Source organism: Alteromonas sp. ABH4_457 (assembly GCF_056160625.1).
Genome location: NZ_JBSWXN010000001.1, coordinates 545,064 through 563,215 on the forward strand (window position 1 = coordinate 545,064; position 18,152 = coordinate 563,215).

Sequence of the window (18,152 nt, forward strand, 5' to 3'; positions counted from 1 at the left end):
TTCGGATTGAAGGCCAGTATACGGGAATCAATTACTTCACCCAAGCCCGTGCTGCGATGAGACCGCCAATAAATCCGAATAAATGATACTCGAAAGAAATAAACGCCTTTGTTGGCAGAATGCCAAACAACATACCGCCATACATAATGGCAACCAGCACAGAAATCACCAGGTAAGGGACTTTTCTGCTCATGAAGCCTGCCAGCAATAAAAAGCCAAAGTAACCATACACCATGCCACTGGCACCGATATGGATTGCTGAGCGGCCGAATATCCAAACGCCGAGACCGCCGGTTAGAAGAATGGTCAGGGTGGTCAGCCAGAATGTGCGGTTTCCCCACTGCATTGTTAACCACATAAACAGCATCAGTGGCACGAGGTTCGTGACCAGGTGGCTGGCAGAGCCGTGTAAAAACGGCGCAGTAAAAATATAGGGCAGGTAAGGCAGTGCTCTCGGAATAATACCAAATTGATTCAGGCTGTTTCCGGTGAGGAGGTTCAGCGCTTCAATGAGAATGAGTACGCCGGCAATAATGGCAAGAAAGCGAAGCTGCTTTTTAAGTTGTGGCATAGGTTTACGCAATAATGTGTGGCAGATAACGGGATAAATCCTGAGTGATCTCACTGCTGTCTTCCCGTACAGACAAACCGGCAGGCATATCGTCTACCAGCCAGCTACCGATCAGTGTGTAATTTTCAGCAAACCGGGGCAGGGCAGTAAACGCCTGGATCACAACGCCTTCCTCTCCATACGGACCGTCGGAGAGTTTGGTTTGCTTACCATTTTCAATCAGGCTGATATTTGCCCCTTCTCTTGAGAACAGCGGTTTTTGAATCCATTTGCCGGTTTCCAGGCCCGGCGCATTGTCGGGGAAATAGGCAGGCAACAGATTGGGATGGCCCGGAAACATTTCCCATAGAAGCGGTAACAGAGCCTTATTGGACAAAATGGCTTTCCATGGCGGTTCTATCCAGTTTGTACCGGCACCTGACAAGGCGTCGCCGAAACTCTCCCGCAGCATGAATTCCCAGGGGTAAAGCTTAAAGCACTCAGTAACATTGTTGTCCTGTAAATCAGTAAACGCGCCGGTATCGGCAAGGCCTATGTCTTCAATGTATATAAACTCTGATTGCAGACCTGCTGCCTGAGCACAATCCTGCAAATATTGTACGGTACCTCTGTCTTCTTCCGTATCCCTGCAACAGGCGAAATGCATGTTACGGATGCGGTAGTAAGCCGCGATTTCTTCAAACCGGTGAACTAACTTTTCCTGTAAGGAATTAAACTGATCGGCGTGTCGGGGTAAATTTCCCCGGTCTACCTGCTGTTCAAGCCATAACCATTGCCAGAAGCCGGATTCATACAAGGACGTGGGCGTGTCTGCATTGTTTTCCAGCAGCTTAGCCGGACTTTTACCGTCATAGACTAAATCCAGCCGGGAATAGAGTGAGGGGGCGTTGTCCTGCCAGGACCGGAGAATGAATTCACGGTGAAGGGCGGGGATCTGAAAGCGGTCCAGCCACTCTTCGTCACGGATGACCTTATCTACTGCTGCAAGACACATCTGATGCAATTCAGCGGTAGGGTCTTCTATATCCCGCTCAATTTGTTTCAGTGAAAACTGATAATAAGCAGATTCATCCCAATACGGCTCGCCGTACATGGTGTGAAAATGAAAGCCGTACTCAGCGGCCTGCTGCTTCCAGTCAGGCCGCTCTCTGAGCGGAATACGAAGCACGGGATCAGCTGCCCCAGCTTCCGGAACGGCTGCTGCTCCCCCAGCTTGATTTGGCTCTCACAGAGCTGCCGAAACCACCGCGGCTGACAGTACGTGTAACGGTGGGCTTGGGTTTATAAACAGACGGACTGACTTTGTAATTACGCTTGCGGATGTCACCGTCAAACACATAGCCATCTGCAGTCACCCATTTTGAGCGGAACGGCGAATACGGGGAATAAGAGGTATAAATGGGTTGTGAATAGTAAGGGCGGGGGGAGAGTAACTGGCTGACCATAAACCCTGCCATGAACGGCATGAAGAAACTGCCACCTGAATTATTAACTTCACGGCACTGATTCGGACCGAATTCATACTCGCAGTCATATTCGGAATTAAAACGGGGACTGGTACGGGACGCTTCATCGAGGGCAGTCTGGTAAGCTGCATCACAGCGTTCTGCCGCGTCAGGATAATCCGTTTTACAATCTTCCAGCGAGGTATAAATCTGTGCATCCTGACGGTCGTCTGCACAACCGGTTGCCATTATACCGGCAATCCCTACGGCCAGAGGCTTTAGTGCAAACCCTTTGCGCATTTTGCGCAAATCTATGTAACGACTTCTTTTTCGGGTCATATCTGTCTCCGAATCAGTATGTCATACAAGCAGCGTTCAGCAGACCCACTGCCACTGACATGGCAGCAAGCATGATCCCTGCGGAAACTTCATTGTTGTTAATGCGTTCTGCGATTTTCGGCATAAAGGTAAAGCGCAGCAGTGCAAAAGCAAATGACTGGGCGACGACAGCAATCACGCCCCACAGCGCGAAATCCACAATGGATACAGCATTAGAAGCTGCACCTGAAAGGGCGATAGCGAAGCCAATCAACGCGCCGCCAAAACCGGTGGCCGCAGCTACATTCTGTTCCTCTTTGACCAGTTTCCATTCGTCATGCGGGGTGACCATGGCGTATACGATTTTAAATACAAACAAAAAGGCGACAGAGATAGCAAAGTACAAGGCGAAATTATCCAGCCCTGCTAATGATTGAATGATAGTGTCCATTAGGTATGTATCCTTTTATTAACCGTTAATAGTAATGTCGGCGGGCTCAATATCGAACCCTGTGCTTATCACCAGACAGCGGTCTGCATTGTGACCTACAATTTTTTCTTCACCGGCTACCAGCAGCGACTCTGTGCGTCCGTTATCAAGGGGACGTTCATACAGCATCATAAACTGGTCAGTTGTACTGACATCACCATCTTCTTCGTAGGTGGTTTCAGTAACAGCAACCGGCGGTGATATTTCACCGACAGCGTCCCATACACGGTGATAATCGTGTCCGTTCAGTGTGTAAACGGGCTTTGAAATCACAGAACTCAATGCTTCTTTCCACTGGGCTTCATTGCCGATGGTTTTAGTCTCGTAAAAGTACCACAGCTTAACGTCGGTAATATGGTTTTCTGTGAGACCACCATCAGTAACAATTTGCAGGAAGCCGTCATCGTCAGTGTAATAACGCAGCAAAGTACCACCACTGTCCAGCGGGGCTTCTCCCACCGCCTGGATTAATTGGGAACGGGCCGCGCCTTCGATGGTAAGTTGCGGTTCCAGCAGCTTAAGTTTCAGATCATCCAGTTCAAACGAACCGCCCAGATATAATCCCATGATTTCAGGAGATTTGGGTTTTGCTTTCTCTGTGTCTTTCTTACTTCTGCCAAACAATTTGCCAAACATTGATTACGCTCCTAATGTCTGCCAGTTAATATCGTTCAACCGGCTGCCGGCGATGTAAAACACTTTGTCACCGCCACAAATGGTATGTGACAAATCAGGGTTGAGAACCATGTTTTTATACACGCCGCCGGGGGCGTAGCCAATAAGAATGGCGTTATATTCACGTTTAAAATTATGAAAGACATGCTCTACTGCAATAGACTGGATATCCGCCGGCACCTGGGTTGAAAATTGTGCCTGACCGTCGTCAACGCTGATTAAATCGTGATGCAGCATACTGGAACCGGGATCAAAAGCTGCTTTCGCCAGCATTTCAACGGCCACTGACGGTGTACACTCAACTTTCGGACAATGCATCTGCAGCAGGGGAACCAGCGTATCGTCAGTAAAGTACGCGACTTTGTGGGCATCCGGATTCCGGTTAGTGCAATAAAGGGCTGTGGTTAACGTCACGTCATCCTGCGGATTGTCCATGAGAATGGTTCTGGCAGTGGCGACGCAGGCCTTGTCCATATCTTCATCGCGGTTAAATGAATCAACTTTCACAAATTCAATTTTGTCCGGCATGGGGTTGTGAATATCTGCTTTTACACACAGCACGATTTCCGGCTTATCCGGCAGGGCTTCCCGCTCTTTAAGCAGTAAATCCAGCAACAGCAGAGTTTTGTTTTCATTCCAGCCGATAACCAGAATGTGATTTTCAACATGTAATGGTTTCATTCCTAACAGTCCTCTTTGCCAGTGATGGCTCACCCATGCCGCAATGCGGCCCACTACCATCGCGAAAATACTCAATCCCACCGGAATTACATACAGCGATACGATAATTTTACCTGCCGGTGTGACCGGTGACAGATCGCCATAACCGACAGTTGAGGCGGTAACAGCCATCCAGTAAAAAAAATCTGCATGGCTGGTCAGCGCTTCTTCTCCGGCCGCAGACAGCATCAACCATGCAAGTAAGCCGTAGATAAAAGTGATGGTGACAATGGTGTACCAGCGGGATTCGGAAAAATACCGCAGCATGAGTTTACGAATGTGGGTCCATGAAGCCATGGTGTATGGATGCGTCCCTGATGATTATTTCTGAGCTAAGCAGTATGACGTAAAAGCAATTTCCGGTGCAAGTCGCAAAAATTAAGGGGGCATGTCAGCCCCCTTAACGTGAATTACTTACCCAGAATCCGGCTCAGTTCATCATCTGCAGATGATTTTCCGCCTTTGATACCCGCCTCAGAAAGACGTTTTTCCAGATCGCTGGTGGACTCTTCAGCCGCCAGCTCTTCGGCAGCTTGCAACTCAGCGGTGCGAAGTTTTTGCTTTTCCTGAATCCGCGATAAAGATTCTGTCGCAGTCTTCATTTTACTGTTCGCACCCATGTGGCGTGAAGATACCGCCACCTGCGCTTTTTGCACGCTTTCTGTGGCCTTTACCATATCCACCTGTTGCTCCAGGCGGCGCAGGTTTGCTTTGGCCTGCTGAATATTTTGAGCCAGTTGCTTCTCGGATTGTTTGAACTGGTCAAGGTATTGCTGTTCCTGTTCCTGCTCAGCTTTCAAATCAGACACTTTTTGTGCACAATCCAGTGCCAGTTGACGGTCTGTATCAACCGCCTTGCGGGCATGGGCTTCGTATTCAGCGATAGAAGCACTGAAGCTGTCTACCTTCTGTTGCGATAATTTGCATTTCGCGAGGATTTGCGTGCGGGCATGATCAGATTTACGTAACTCTTCCTTCGCCTCACGGATCTCCTGCTCAAGAATTCTTATTGCCTGACTGTCGGCTACGGCTTGGGCAGCTTCAGTGGCACCACCTTTCACAGCTGTTACTAATTTTTTCCAAACAGACATTCGCTTCTCCTGTCGGGTTACTTTAAATGCGTTTCGTAAGCATCTAAGAAAGACGCTACGTTTTGAAACAAGGTTTCAACTTCGATCACGATACTTTCAGGCTTTGACTGGGCACTCAGTGCGCCAAAAGCTGTGTAGTATTCATCACCACCAATGGTGGAAATACCTACTGTCGTCAGCGGAAATACCATGTGCGTTGACAGAATCTCGTGATCCAAAGCCGGCTTGTCTTTTACATCGGAAGCCGGGAATAACAGACTTTCCACCAGAATTTGCTCGCCACTCAGTGCCAGCCAGGCGTCAATGCCATCCTGATTAGCAATGAGAAGGCAACCTTCTTCACGGGTGATGACAAAGTCGTCGTGTTCTTGCAAGAGGGATTCAAGCTTTTCCAGATCCCACGTCATAACGTCTCTCCTTTACGATTGAAGCGAAAATGTCGACAACACTGTAAACGACTTTTAAAGTGCACGACAACATTCACGGGGTTCAGTGTAGACAGGTTGGGGCAAAGTAGTCAATAATCAATACCTCTTTTATGTGTAAAAAAGTATGTTTTTGTAAAATATAACTCACAAATGGTGGTTTTCTGATGGCGAAAAATAATTGGCGGCAAGCAGTGGCAAGGCTCGTAAAGTCAGAAATGTCGGTGAGAGGTGTTAAATATCAGGCACTTAGTGACCGGTTAGCCGAAATTGGGGTGGAGCAGAGTGCAGATAACCTGCGAAACAAAGTGAATAAAGGTATTATGGGGGCTGATTTGTTTTTGCAGATCATGATGGTGTTAAATGCCCGGCCACTTGCTATGCAGGCCGTCGGTGACATTCTTAACGATATGGATGATGACTGAGACGTCCACCAGGGTAACCGGGGATTAAGGTAATCCTGTGAAACAGATAAAAAAAACCCGGTAAAGCTACCGGGTCAGAATAGGATCTGTTTGGGAGAACATCATCACTATCTGTACGTATCTTAAGCGTTTAAGTCCGCGCTGTATATTGTTTATGCGTATTTCGGTATATATATAGTTATCTAAAAATATACGTGCGTATATTTACGAGTTTTAATTTACTGATTTTGAAGTGAAAAATGAAGTTATCTGATTTTAGTTTCGAGCTGCCAGAGCATTTGATTGCCAAATATCCTACAGAAAAACGTCGTGCCAGCCGTCTTCTGTGCCTGGATGGGAATACCGGTTCAGTTAGACATCAGCAGTTCGCTGAGATGCTGTCTCTGGTAGATGAAGGTGACTTGCTGGTATTCAATAATACCAGGGTAATTCCTGCGCGGCTGAGAGGTAAAAAAGCCTCCGGCGGCCAGGTGGAAGTGCTGGTAGAGCGGATCTTAGATAATAATCAGGTACTGGCCCACGTGCGTGCCAGTAAGGCGCCCAAACCCGGTACTCAGTTGTTGCTGGAAGAAAAGGTGCACGTCACCGTAACGGGCAGGGAAGGCGCGCTATTTCTCATTCATTTTGATGATGCGGCTTCAGTACTTTCTCAACTTGAGCAATATGGCCATATGCCGCTGCCTCCTTACATTGACCGTGCTGATGAAAGCAGTGATAAAGAGCGTTACCAGACTGTTTATAATCAGAAGCCCGGCGCAGTGGCTGCACCGACAGCCGGATTACATTTTGACGACGACATGCTGACTGCCCTGCGGGCTAAAGGTGTGAATCTGGCGTTTGTTACTCTGCACGTCGGGGCCGGCACATTTCAGCCGGTGCGTGTTGATAATATTCAGGAACACGTTATGCACTCGGAGTATGCCGAAGTGCCGCAGAATGTGACAGACGCCGTAGTGACCACTAAAGCTGCAGGAAAACGGGTTATTGCCGTGGGTACCACTTCGGTGCGTTCACTGGAGTCGGCTGCAAAAGCCGCCGGTGATGACCTGATCCGGCCTTTCTTTGATGATACTGATATTTTCATCTATCCGGGTTTCAATTTTAAAGTCGTGGATGCCATGTTTACGAACTTTCACTTGCCGGAGTCCACACTGATGATGTTGATCAGTGCATTTGCCGGCAGAGAAAATGTCATGAAAGCCTATCAGGATGCCATTGCAAATGAATACCGTTTCTTCAGTTACGGCGACAGCATGTTCATTGAAAAAGCGCAAAGCCAGCCGGCATAAACAGCAGGGTTGCGTTTAATTTCAGGGTTACCGCGCTGCAGAGCATGATCTGTACGCTGAAACTGGTATAATCGCCGCCAAATTTTTTATTTACGCCAGCTGCGCATCGCCCGCTGGTGATTTCGGGATACAGTTTTTAATGCAATTTGAACTACTTAAAACCGATGGCAAAGCCAGACGCGGCCGTCTGGTATTCGACAGAGGCGTGGTAGAAACACCGGCTTTTATGCCTGTAGGCACCTATGGCACTGTAAAAGGGATGACCCCTGAAGAGCTGAAGGACAGCGGCGCGCACATTTGCCTGGGCAATACTTTCCACCTGATGTTGCGTCCGGGCACCGGTATCATAAAGCAACACGGTGATCTTCACGATTTTATGCACTGGGATAAGCCAATCCTTACCGACTCCGGTGGTTTTCAGGTGTTCAGTCTTGGCGACCTGCGCAAGATCACCGAAGAAGGCGTGACCTTCCGTTCACCGATCAATGGTGAAAAAATCTTGCTGACACCTGAAAAATCCATGGAAGTGCAGCGGGATCTCGGCTCTGATATCGTCATGATCTTTGATGAATGTACTCCTTATCCGGCAACGGAACAGGAAGCGCGGATCTCTATGGAGCTTTCTTTGCGCTGGGCCAAACGCAGTAAAGAAGCCCACGGCGATAATCCGTCGGCATTGTTTGGTATTGTGCAGGGCGGTATGTATGAAGGTCTTCGTGACGTATCGCTGGCCGGCCTTGAAGAGATTGGCTTTGATGGTTACGCCATTGGCGGTTTGTCTGTGGGTGAGCCCAAAGAGGACATGATCCGCATTATTGAACACACGGCACCTAAAATTCCGCAGGACAAGCCCCGTTATCTGATGGGTGTGGGTAAACCGGAAGATTTAGTGGAATCCGTTCGTCGCGGCATTGATATGTTTGACTGCGTAATGCCAACACGGAACGCCCGCAACGGTCATCTGTTTGTCACTGAAGGTGTGGTAAAAATCCGCAACGCCAAACATCGCAACGATACGTCACCACTGGACGAAAACTGCGATTGTTACACTTGTAAAAACTATTCACGCTCATATCTCCATCATCTGGACAAATGTAATGAGATCCTGGGCGCCCGTCTGAATACGATTCACAACCTGCGGTATTACCAGCGTGTCATGCAAGGTTTGCGTGATGCCATTGACGCAGATGATTTAGACGGATTCGTAAAAGAATTTTACGCACAAAAAGGTTTGCCGGTTCCGGCACTATAACAACATTTAAAAAATGAGGAAATTATGAGCTTGTTTATTTCTAACGCTTACGCGCAATCCGCCGGTGGTCAACCACAGGGTGGCGGTTTCGAAATGCTCATTATGCTGGGTGTATTCGGTCTTATCTTCTACTTCCTGCTTTACCGCCCGCAAGCCAAGCGTGTTAAAGAGCACAAAAATCTGGTCTCTTCACTGGGCAAAGGGGATGAAATTCTCACCCAGGGTGGCCTGGTAGGACGCATCACTAAGGTATCTGAAGAAAAAGACTTTATTGAAATTGCGTTAAACGATGAAACCAATATCGTCATCCAGAAAACCTCTGTTTCTGCAGTGCTGCCAAAAGGCACGATGAAATCGATTTAAGCTATGCTGCCAGAGCCGGGATTTTCCCGGCTCTCTGGTAAAAGGAAGTTCCTGTGTTAAATAAAAACTCGATCTGGAAAGTGCTGGTGGTCATTTTTATTATTGGCCTCTGTGCATTATATGCACTTCCCAACATTTACGGTGAAGATAACGCCGTGCAGATTTCTGCCGGACGCGATGCCAAAGTTGATGAACAACTGGTTACCCGCGTTCAGGACGCACTGAAAGCCAACAATATCAGTGTTAAGAAAACCGAATTCGAAAACGAGCAAATTCTGGTTCGCCTGAACAGCAGTGATGCTCAGCTTCGCGCCCGTGAATTACTGGAAAAAGAACTGGGTACAGATTATTACGTCGCTATGAACCTGGCGCCGGATACGCCGGAGTGGCTGGAAAACCTTGGTGGTTCTCCCATGAAGCTGGGTCTGGATTTGCGTGGCGGTGTTCACTTTCTGATGGAAGTGGATATGAGCGAGGCTATTAAGAAATCTCTGGAAGATGCAGAAAACGGTTTCAGAACCTCTCTGCGTGAAGAAGGTCTGCGCTACCGTACCGTGTCTCAGCATGATGATTATCTGGATATCACGTTCCGTGATCAGGAGACGCTGGAAAAAGCAGAGTTCTTCCTGCGCAACCAGAACCGTGACCTGAGCTTTGAAGAAGTGGAAGGCATGAAATTACGCGCCGCTTTCTCTGAGGCTAAATTATCTGAAATCCGTGATAACGCAGTAAAACAAAACATTACCATCATCCGTAACCGTGTAAACCAGTTAGGTGTTGCTGAACCTGTTGTACAGAAACAGGGCGCCGACCGTATTGTGGTGCAGTTACCGGGTATTCAGGATACCGCAAGGGCAAAAGAAATTTTGAATGCCACTGCAACACTGGAATTCCGCATGGTGGACTTAGACCACGACGTTGCTGACGCTGTTAACGGCCGTGTGCCGGCCGGGTCTCAACTGATTAACGACCAGAGCGGCCGTCCTCAGTTGCTTGAAAAACGCATCATGCTTACCGGTAACCACATCACTGACGCAAACAGCGGTGTTGATGAATACGGTATCCCGCAGGTAAACATCTCGCTGGATTCCGAGGGTGGTAATAAGATGTCCCGTTCTACCCGCAGCAATATCGGCAAGCCTATGGCGACGGTTTTCATCGAGTATAAGTCGACCGGTGAACGTAATGACGCCGGTAAACTGATTTTCGAAAAGCATGAAGAAGTGATCAGTATCGCAACGATTCGTGCGCAGTTGGGCAGCAGCTTCCGTATTACCGGTCTGGATTCTCCGAAAGAAGCCCGTGACCTGTCTTTACTGCTGCGTGCCGGAGCGCTGATTGCCCCCATTCAAATTGTTGAAGAACGTACTGTTGGTCCTAGTCTGGGTGCAGAAAACATCGCAATGGGTATGCAGGCCATCGTTTGGGGTCTGGCAGCGGTTCTGATTTTCATGATTGTTTACTACAAAGCGTTTGGCCTGATTGCCAATGTGGCTCTGGTGAGCAACCTGGTGATCATCATCGGTGTGATGTCTATGATCCCCGGCGCGACCCTGACCTTACCGGGCATGGCGGGCATTGTATTGACCGTTGGTATGGCGGTAGACGCCAACGTACTGATTTTCGAGCGTATTCGTGAAGAACTGCGTGACGGACGCAGTCCTCAGCAAGCCATTCACATGGGCTATGACAGCGCGTTTTCTACCATCCTCGATGCAAACGTGACTACCTTTATTGCCGGTATGATCCTGTTTGCTGTGGGTACAGGTCCGATTAAAGGCTTCTCCATCACGCTGATGATTGGTATTGCGACGTCCATGTTCACCGCGATTCTGGTAACCCGTGTGATCACCAATGCAATCTGGGGCGGCCGCCGCGTCACTTCGCTGCCGATATAAGGAACCGTTACTATGCAATTTTTATCTTTGAACCATACGGTTAACTTTATGCGGTTGCGTGTGGCAACCATGATCCTGTCAACTGTGCTTATCCTCGGCTCACTGGTGTCGCTGGGCATGAATAGTCTGAACTGGGGTCTGGACTTCACAGGCGGAACACTCATTGAAGTGGGTTATGAAGAATCCGCTGATCTTGAGAAGATCCGTTCTGAGCTGGCCGGAGCAGATTTTGCTGATGCCGTTGTACAAAACTTCGGTAGCAGTCAGGATGTGCTTATCCGTATCGCGCCCCGGGATGGTGTAAAAGCCTCTGCCATTGGCGACCAGGTACTTGCTGCACTGCGTGCTGACGGTGAAACCGTAGACATGCGTCGTATTGAGTTCGTTGGCCCCCAGGTGGGTGATGAACTGACAGAGCAGGGCGGTCTCGCCATGCTGGTGGCACTGCTGTGTATTCTTGTGTACGTTGCTATGCGGTTCGAATGGCGCTTTGCGCTGGGTTCTGTGGCTGCGCTGGTACACGACGTTATTCTTACCCTGGGTTTGTTTTCTGTATTGCAAATCGAATTTGATTTGACTGTACTGGCCGCCGTGCTGGCGGTTATCGGTTACTCGCTGAACGATACCATCGTTGTGTGCGACCGTATCCGTGAAAACTTCCGCAAGATTCGTAAGGGTGAGCCTACAGAGATTGTAAATATCTCTCTGTCGCAAACCTTGAATCGTACCATCATTACTTCACTGACCACGGTGCTGGTACTGGTTGCGCTTTTCTATAAAGGCGGTGCGCTTATTCACGGTTTCGCAACAGCGCTGCTGTTTGGTGTTGCGGTAGGTACGTACTCTTCAATCTACATTGCCAGCTCTGTTGCGCTGGCACTGGGGATCAGTAAAGAAGACCTGATGCCGCCGCAGGTAGAGAAAGAAGGTGCCGATATGGACCCGCTTCCGTAAACAAATACGGGAGTACGATATTGAAGAAGGTCGCTTTGTCAGCGGCCTTTTTTATGACCTGTTTGCCGGTATTTAATGACGGTTTATATGGTGGAATGTTAACAGCCGTTAAAAGTTACAGAATCTTTTCAGGGCAGCAATAACAAAAAAGGCCAGCGGGTTTGCGCTGGCCTTTGAAAGCATTTTAACTTCCGTGGAAGTGTGCTTCCTGATTCAGGTGCTTCTTATTTCAGATGCTTTACGAGGCCCTGAACCACTTTCGGGCTGCCGGCTACGATTTCACCCTTGTAAAGCGGGTCGTTGTTACCTTTAAAATCAGTTACCAGGCCGCCTGCTTCACGCACCAGCAGTTCACCTGCTGCAATGTCCCATGCTTTAATACCACGTTCCCAGTAACCGTCAACACGGCCGGCTGCAACGTAAGCCAGATCCAGTGCTGCACTGCCAGCGCGGCGGATATCGCCACATTCGTGGAAGATTTTGTTCAGGCCGAGGGCATACTCACCAAATTGTGCTTTGTTTTTAAACGGCAGGGCAGTAGCCAGTACAGTTTCAGTGAGATCGCGGGGTTTGGTTACACGGATACGGTAGCCGTTCAACTGGGCGCCCTGACCACGGCTGGCGGTGAAAATTTCACTGCGGACTGGATCAAAAACAACAGCCTGGTCAAGACGACCTTTGTGCAGAAGAGCTATGGAAACACAGAAATGGGGGATACCTTTTACAAAGTTGGTGGTTCCGTCCAGTGGATCAATAACCCACTGAAAATCTGAATCCTTACCGTGGGTTTCGCCACTTTCTTCACCCAGAAAGCTGTGATCCGGGTAAGACTGCTGAATTTTGTTAATAATTGCCTTTTCGGCTTCTTTGTCGATTTGCGTTACGTAGTCATTGGCGCCTTTCACTTCTTTCGTCAGGTCAGCACGATTCTCAAAACCGCGCACAATGATTGTTCCGGCAACACGCGCAGCGCGCACCGCAATATTCAGCATAGGATGCATAAGTAAACCACCAATTGTAAAAGATCATAGTAAACGTTGTACGGAAATTGAACATACACGTTGAAAGCGCGCGAAGTTTAACAGAGCCGCTAAAATATGCAATGGCCGGCGGCGAAAAAACGGCCTCTGCAGGGCGGGGTAAATAGCCATCCAGAAAGCTATTGTGCTATTATCCGCCACCCGCAAAACAGGTGAAGGTAACACGCATGCTCGACAACATCCGGATAGTACTGGTTAATACATCCCACACAGGCAATATTGGTTCAACCGCAAGGGCGATGAAAACCATGGGCCTGAGTAACCTGTATCTGGTTGATCCTGTGAGTGCGCCGGATGGCCACGCCAGTGCGTTAGCTGCCGGTGCCGGTGATGTGCTGGCAAATGCCAAAACTGTTGCCACGCTTCAGTCAGCGGTTGCTGACTGCGGACTGGTCGTCGGGACTTCTGCACGTTCAAGAACTCACTCCTGGCCAATGCTGGAACCCCGCAGCTGCGGCCGTAAACTGATTGAAGAAGTACCGGATTATCCGGTGGCACTGGTATTTGGCCGTGAAAATAACGGTCTGACGAATGAAGAGCTGCAGCAATGCCATTTCCATGTGTGCATTCCCGCCAATCCGGAATACAGTTCACTGAATCTTGCCGCCGCAGTACAGACATTATGCTATGAAGTGCGCATGGCGTGGCTGGAGAAAGATGCGTTCCCGCCCACTGAAAATGACTACCCATTAAACGAAGATCTGGAACGTTTTTACCAGCACCTCGAACAAACCCTTACCGGTACAAACTTTATTGTTAAGAACCATCCGGGCATGGTGATGACCAAATTACGTCGTCTGTTCAACCGTGCCCGTCCGGAAAGTCAGGAACTGAACATTCTGCGCGGCATTTTGTCGTCCATCGACAAAGCCGTAAAGTGAGGGTTGTACCGTGTTTCCGCGAATAAAAGAAGATATAAAAGGCGTCTTTCACCGTGACCCTGCGGCAAGGAATACCTTTGAAGTACTGACCAATTACCCCGGCCTGCATGCTATCTGGCTGCACAGGATCAGTCATAAACTGTGGAAACACGACTTAAAATGGCTGGCGCGCACGTTGTCTACCTTCAGCCGCTGGTTAACGGGTATCGAAATTCACCCGGGCGCCACACTTGGCAGACGAGTATTCATCGACCATGGCATGGGGGTTGTCATTGGTGAAACGGCGGTTATTGGCGATGACGTCACTTTGTATCATGGTGTAACGCTGGGTGGTACAAGCTGGAAGGCCGGAAAACGTCATCCTACCCTGGAGAAAAACGTGGTCGTCGGTGCCGGTGCGAAAGTGCTTGGCCCCATCGTGATTGCTGAAGGGGCAAAAATCGGCTCTAACTCGGTTGTTGTCAAGGATACACCGGCTGGAGCAACGGTGGTGGGCATTCCCGGACGCATCGTTAAAACCCAAAAAACTGCATCAGATGATCCGCAAGTTACCCGTCGCCACCAGATTGCCGAGAAATACGGGTTCGATGCCTACGCCGTTTCTACTGACAATCCGGACCCGGTGGCCAATGCCATGGGCGTTATGCTTGAGCATATTCACCAGATGGACAATAAGGTGGAAGAACTTTGCGGCGTTATCCGCGCAATGGGCGGTGATGTGTGTACTGACAATCTGCATGCCATTAAAGCTGAAGACTTCGCTGATACGGGGATTGATCCTGTGGTGCCCCAGCAGGGTGAAGTACAGGACGATTTTGACCCGAAAATCTGATTAGGCTGATAGATAATACCTGACTAATTTACCAGGTTAAATACTTGACCATTTTAGTCGGGAATGTAACAATTCCCGCCTGAAAAAGGCTGGGAGAAAGTCATGAAATTAACGTCAAAAGGGCGCTACGCCGTTACAGCTATGCTGGATGTTGCGTTGCATTCAACCCGCGGTCCCGTGCCGCTGGCTGACATTTCCGAGCGTCAGGAAATTTCATTATCATATTTAGAGCAACTGTTCTCCAGACTTCGTAAAGAGAAGCTGGTAGACAGTGTACGTGGTCCGGGCGGCGGTTATCTGCTGGGCCGCGATGCCATGCGAATTGCTGTGGGTGAAGTCATCCGCGCCGTAGATGAATCCGTTGATGCTACCCGCTGTCAGGGACAGGCTGATTGTCAGGGCGGTGAACGTTGCCTGACGCACAGCCTCTGGCAGGATCTGAGCGACCGTATCAGCGTGTTTCTGGATTCCATTACGTTGGGTGAACTGATGTCTCAGCGTGAAGTGCAGGAAGTGGCCGGGCGCCAGGATAAGCAAACATCCATCATTAAACCTCTGGAAGACATCAAGGTTAGCATTCAGTTGTCATGACTCAAACCCGTACACAACCCGTTTATTTAGATTATGCCGCCACCACACCGGTCGATCCCCGTGTGGCAGAGAAAATGATGGCGTGCTTAACCATGGACGGAAACTTTGGAAATCCGGCCTCCCGTACGTATCGCTACGGCTGGATTGCTGAAGAAGCGGTAGATATCGCCCGTAATCAAATTGCCGATGTGTTCAATTGCGATCCCAGAGAAATTGTTTTTACCTCTGGAGCCACTGAGTCCAACAACCTGGCGATAAAAGGTGCTGCTGAAGCTAACTTTAGCAAGGGTAAGCATATCATTACCGTTAACACTGAACATAAAGCCGTGCTGGATACCTGTGATGCACTGGCTGAAAGAGGCTTTGAAGTTACGGTACTGGCTGTGGACAGCGATGGTCTTATTACCCCTGAACAGATTGCCGGCGCTATGCGGGATGATACTGTTCTGGTAAGCGTGATGCATGCGAACAATGAAATCGGTGTGATTCAGGATATTGCAGCCATCGGTAAGTTATGTAGCGAAAGAGACATTCTGTTTCATGTGGATGCTGCGCAATCTGCCGGAAAGCTGCCGCTGGATCTCAGTGAACTCGATATTGATTTGTTGTCAGTGTCAGCACACAAAATTTATGGTCCGAAAGGTATTGGCGCGTTGTATGTGCGTCGTCGCCCTAAAGCGAAAATCTCTGCTCAAATTCACGGCGGAGGCCACGAGCGGGGCATGCGTTCCGGCACGCTGCCTGTTCACCAGATAGTTGGAATGGGTGAAGCCTTTGCCCTGGCTGAGGCCGGAATGGCTGAAGAAAGTCAGCGGGTACGTGGTTTACGTGACCAGCTCTGGCAGGGCATCAGCCAGTTAGACAACGTCTATCTTAATGGTCACGCAGAACAGCGCTTGCCGGGAAATCTGAATGTCAGCTTTGGTGGCGTAGATGGCGAAAGCTTAATGATGGCACTGAATGATATTGCCGTATCATCAGGTTCTGCATGTACATCTGCCAGCCTTGAGCCGTCTTATGTACTCGCTGCACTGGGCATGAGTGCGGAACTGGCGCACAGCGGGATCCGCTTTACGGTTGGACGTTATACCACACAGGCTGACATTGAATACGTGATCAGCAAGGTAAGCAGTGTGGTTACCACACTTCGCAGCGCACAGTAGCAAGCACAAACGACCGGGCGGTTGACCATATCACAACCGTGTAAACATTGAACTGACGGCCTGTTTCGGGCATGATGCGCACGCTTTTTCCGGCGCGGCATCAGCGGTCTGTCAGCGTATAGCGCCCGGAGCAATTCTTGAGTGGATTACTCAGGTATTATACAATTTAACCGATTTATCGCGCTGGTCCGGCTGACAAACAATGTTTTGTTTTCAGTGATGCAAAGCAAGACCGACATGGCTTTGTAATGAAATGGACCCGCAATTTCAGGCAAACAGGTGAGATCCAATAATGAGTGAACAGATCGATCAGGCACTATCGCGTAAGTACGATGCCGGTTTCTATTCTGAAATCGAATCGGAAACCTTCGAAAGTGGACTGGACGAATCCGTTATCCGACGCATTTCAGAAATGAAAGGTGAGCCGGAGTGGATGCTTGAATGGCGTTTAAAAGCCTACAACGCATGGCTGCAAATGGAAGAACCGGAGTGGGCCCATGTGGAGTATCCTAAAGTGGACTTCCAGGCTATTTCTTACTATTCCGCACCGAAGAGTATGAAGGACAAACCTAAGTCGTTAGACGAGGTGGATCCTGAACTGCTGCGTACCTACGAAAAACTGGGTATTCCTCTGCACGAGCAGGAAATGCTGGCGGGCGTCGCTGTCGATGCGGTATTCGATTCAGTGTCGGTTGTGACTACATTCCGTGAAAAGCTGGAAGAAGCCGGTGTTATCTTTTGCCCGATTTCTGAAGCTGTTCACAAATATCCTGAGCTCATTAAGAAGTATCTTGGCTCTGTGGTACCGCGTACAGATAACTTCTATGCTGCACTGAATGGTGCGGTATTCACCGACGGTTCATTCGTATTTATTCCAAAAGGCGTTCGTTGCCCGATGGAACTGTCTACCTATTTCCGTATTAATGAACAAAATACCGGTCAGTTTGAGCGTACGCTGATAGTTGCCGAAGAAGGCAGTTACGTGTCGTATCTGGAAGGCTGTACTGCACCTCAGCGCGACGAGAACCAACTGCACGCCGCAGTGGTTGAACTGGTCGCCATGGATGACGCACAAATTAAGTACTCAACGGTGCAGAACTGGTATCCGGGTGACGAAGACGGTAAAGGCGGTATTTATAACTTCGTGACTAAGCGTGGTATTTGTCACACCAATGCCAAGATTTCCTGGACTCAGGTTGAAACCGGTTCTTCAGTTACCTGGAAGTATCCTTCCTGTGTACTTAAAGGTGATAACAGCGTGGGTGAATTCTACTCAGTAGCGCTGACCCGTGGACGCCAGCAAGCCGATACCGGTACGAAAATGATTCACCTGGGTAAAAATACCCGCTCCACCATTATCTCGAAAGGGATCTCCGCAGGTAAGAGCAATAATGCGTATCGCGGACTGGTGCAGATGGGCCCCCGTGCAGACGGTGCCCGTAACTTTACCGAATGTGACTCGCTGTTAATCGGCGATCAGTGCGGTGCACACACATTCCCGTATATTGAAAGCAGAAACCCTACCGCCATCGTAGAGCACGAAGCGACGACGTCGAAAGTGAGCGATGAGCAGTTATTCTTATGCCAGCAACGTGGTCTGGACGCGGAAAAAGCCGTGTCGATGATCGTTAACGGTTTCTGTAAAGAAGTATTCAAAGAGCTACCAATGGAATTTGCCGTTGAAGCTGGCAAGCTGCTCGAAATTAGTCTTGAAGGTTCAGTGGGGTAA

At 49.2% G+C, this 18,152-nt stretch carries 20 protein-coding genes; 11 read left to right on the forward strand and 9 right to left on the reverse strand.

The window, feature by feature from the left end; all coding sequences use genetic code 11:
• Nucleotides 1-31: 31 nt before the first annotated feature.
• The 8 genes from ACXAGR_RS02250 to ACXAGR_RS02285 form a co-directional block, all read right to left on the reverse strand.
• Nucleotides 32-571, reverse strand: a complete 540-nt coding sequence (locus ACXAGR_RS02250; protein WP_474847860.1) for a rhomboid family intramembrane serine protease — start codon at nucleotides 569-571, stop codon at nucleotides 32-34.
• Between the two features lie 4 nt (nucleotides 572-575).
• Nucleotides 576-1,739, reverse strand: coding sequence for a glutathionylspermidine synthase family protein (locus ACXAGR_RS02255; RefSeq protein ID WP_474847862.1), 1,164 nt, complete (start codon nucleotides 1,737-1,739; stop codon nucleotides 576-578).
• 4 nt (nucleotides 1,740-1,743) lie between these two features.
• Nucleotides 1,744-2,355, reverse strand: coding sequence for a DUF1190 family protein (locus ACXAGR_RS02260; protein ID WP_474842647.1), 612 nt, complete (start codon nucleotides 2,353-2,355; stop codon nucleotides 1,744-1,746).
• A 13-nt stretch (nucleotides 2,356-2,368) separates the two neighbouring features.
• Nucleotides 2,369-2,785: a DUF350 domain-containing protein gene (locus tag ACXAGR_RS02265; RefSeq protein WP_474847864.1), complete on the reverse strand. Its 417-nt coding sequence runs from the start codon at nucleotides 2,783-2,785 to the stop codon at nucleotides 2,369-2,371.
• 18 nt (nucleotides 2,786-2,803) lie between these two features.
• A complete protein-coding gene (locus ACXAGR_RS02270; RefSeq protein WP_119502034.1) occupies nucleotides 2,804-3,460 on the reverse strand; it encodes a YjfK family protein in 657 nt (218 codons plus the stop codon).
• A 3-nt stretch (nucleotides 3,461-3,463) separates the two neighbouring features.
• A complete protein-coding gene (locus tag ACXAGR_RS02275; protein ID WP_474847866.1) occupies nucleotides 3,464-4,516 on the reverse strand; it encodes a potassium channel family protein in 1,053 nt (350 codons plus the stop codon).
• Nucleotides 4,517-4,629: 113 nt separating this feature from the next.
• The gene (locus ACXAGR_RS02280; protein WP_474842640.1) at nucleotides 4,630-5,310 is read right to left on the reverse strand and encodes a PspA/IM30 family protein; all 681 of its coding nucleotides are present in this window, start codon (nucleotides 5,308-5,310) and stop codon (nucleotides 4,630-4,632) included.
• A 17-nt stretch (nucleotides 5,311-5,327) separates the two neighbouring features.
• On the reverse strand, nucleotides 5,328-5,717 hold the full coding sequence (locus ACXAGR_RS02285; RefSeq protein ID WP_119502032.1) for a DUF2170 family protein: 390 nt from the start codon (nucleotides 5,715-5,717) through the stop codon (nucleotides 5,328-5,330).
• Between the two features lie 185 nt (nucleotides 5,718-5,902).
• Between ACXAGR_RS02285 and ACXAGR_RS02290 the strand changes: the two genes are divergently transcribed.
• The 6 genes from ACXAGR_RS02290 to secF all read left to right on the forward strand — a co-directional run bounded on the left by ACXAGR_RS02290 (nucleotide 5,903) and on the right by secF (nucleotide 11,916).
• Nucleotides 5,903-6,160, forward strand: coding sequence for a DUF6471 domain-containing protein (locus ACXAGR_RS02290; protein ID WP_119502031.1), 258 nt, complete (start codon nucleotides 5,903-5,905; stop codon nucleotides 6,158-6,160).
• A 239-nt stretch (nucleotides 6,161-6,399) separates the two neighbouring features.
• Nucleotides 6,400-7,449: a tRNA preQ1(34) S-adenosylmethionine ribosyltransferase-isomerase QueA gene (gene queA / locus ACXAGR_RS02295; RefSeq protein ID WP_474847868.1), complete on the forward strand. Its 1,050-nt coding sequence runs from the start codon at nucleotides 6,400-6,402 to the stop codon at nucleotides 7,447-7,449.
• 139 nt (nucleotides 7,450-7,588) lie between these two features.
• Entirely contained in the window at nucleotides 7,589-8,701 is a 1,113-nt protein-coding gene (tgt, locus tag ACXAGR_RS02300; protein ID WP_119502029.1) for a tRNA guanosine(34) transglycosylase Tgt, read from the forward strand.
• A 24-nt stretch (nucleotides 8,702-8,725) separates the two neighbouring features.
• Nucleotides 8,726-9,064, forward strand: coding sequence for a preprotein translocase subunit YajC (yajC, locus tag ACXAGR_RS02305; protein WP_119502028.1), 339 nt, complete (start codon nucleotides 8,726-8,728; stop codon nucleotides 9,062-9,064).
• 53 nt (nucleotides 9,065-9,117) lie between these two features.
• The gene (gene secD, locus ACXAGR_RS02310; RefSeq protein WP_119502027.1) at nucleotides 9,118-10,962 is read left to right on the forward strand and encodes a protein translocase subunit SecD; all 1,845 of its coding nucleotides are present in this window, start codon (nucleotides 9,118-9,120) and stop codon (nucleotides 10,960-10,962) included.
• A 12-nt stretch (nucleotides 10,963-10,974) separates the two neighbouring features.
• Nucleotides 10,975-11,916 carry a protein translocase subunit SecF gene (secF, locus tag ACXAGR_RS02315; RefSeq protein WP_119502026.1) on the forward strand — a complete coding sequence of 314 codons (942 nt, stop codon included), beginning with the start codon at nucleotides 10,975-10,977 and terminating at the stop codon, nucleotides 11,914-11,916.
• Between the two features lie 224 nt (nucleotides 11,917-12,140).
• On the opposite strand, the gene suhB is transcribed toward secF, so the two are convergent.
• Nucleotides 12,141-12,917, reverse strand: coding sequence for an inositol-1-monophosphatase (suhB, locus tag ACXAGR_RS02320; protein WP_474847870.1), 777 nt, complete (start codon nucleotides 12,915-12,917; stop codon nucleotides 12,141-12,143).
• 206 nt (nucleotides 12,918-13,123) lie between these two features.
• Between suhB and trmJ the strand changes: the two genes are divergently transcribed.
• The 5 genes from trmJ (at nucleotide 13,124) to sufB (ending at nucleotide 18,152) form a co-directional block, all read left to right on the forward strand.
• A complete protein-coding gene (trmJ, locus tag ACXAGR_RS02325; RefSeq protein ID WP_474847872.1) occupies nucleotides 13,124-13,837 on the forward strand; it encodes a tRNA (cytosine(32)/uridine(32)-2'-O)-methyltransferase TrmJ in 714 nt (237 codons plus the stop codon).
• Nucleotides 13,838-13,847: 10 nt separating this feature from the next.
• Nucleotides 13,848-14,669 carry a serine O-acetyltransferase gene (gene cysE / locus ACXAGR_RS02330; RefSeq protein WP_474847874.1) on the forward strand — a complete coding sequence of 274 codons (822 nt, stop codon included), beginning with the start codon at nucleotides 13,848-13,850 and terminating at the stop codon, nucleotides 14,667-14,669.
• A 102-nt stretch (nucleotides 14,670-14,771) separates the two neighbouring features.
• Nucleotides 14,772-15,260 carry a Fe-S cluster assembly transcriptional regulator IscR gene (gene iscR, locus ACXAGR_RS02335; protein WP_119502022.1) on the forward strand — a complete coding sequence of 163 codons (489 nt, stop codon included), beginning with the start codon at nucleotides 14,772-14,774 and terminating at the stop codon, nucleotides 15,258-15,260.
• Nucleotides 15,257-16,423: an IscS subfamily cysteine desulfurase gene (locus ACXAGR_RS02340; RefSeq protein ID WP_474847876.1), complete on the forward strand. Its 1,167-nt coding sequence runs from the start codon at nucleotides 15,257-15,259 to the stop codon at nucleotides 16,421-16,423. Before iscR ends, ACXAGR_RS02340 begins: the two co-directional genes overlap by 4 nt.
• A gap of 292 nt (nucleotides 16,424-16,715) precedes the next feature.
• Complete coding sequence (gene sufB, locus ACXAGR_RS02345) at nucleotides 16,716-18,152, forward strand: Fe-S cluster assembly protein SufB (protein ID WP_303573030.1); 1,437 nt, start codon at nucleotides 16,716-16,718, stop codon at nucleotides 18,150-18,152.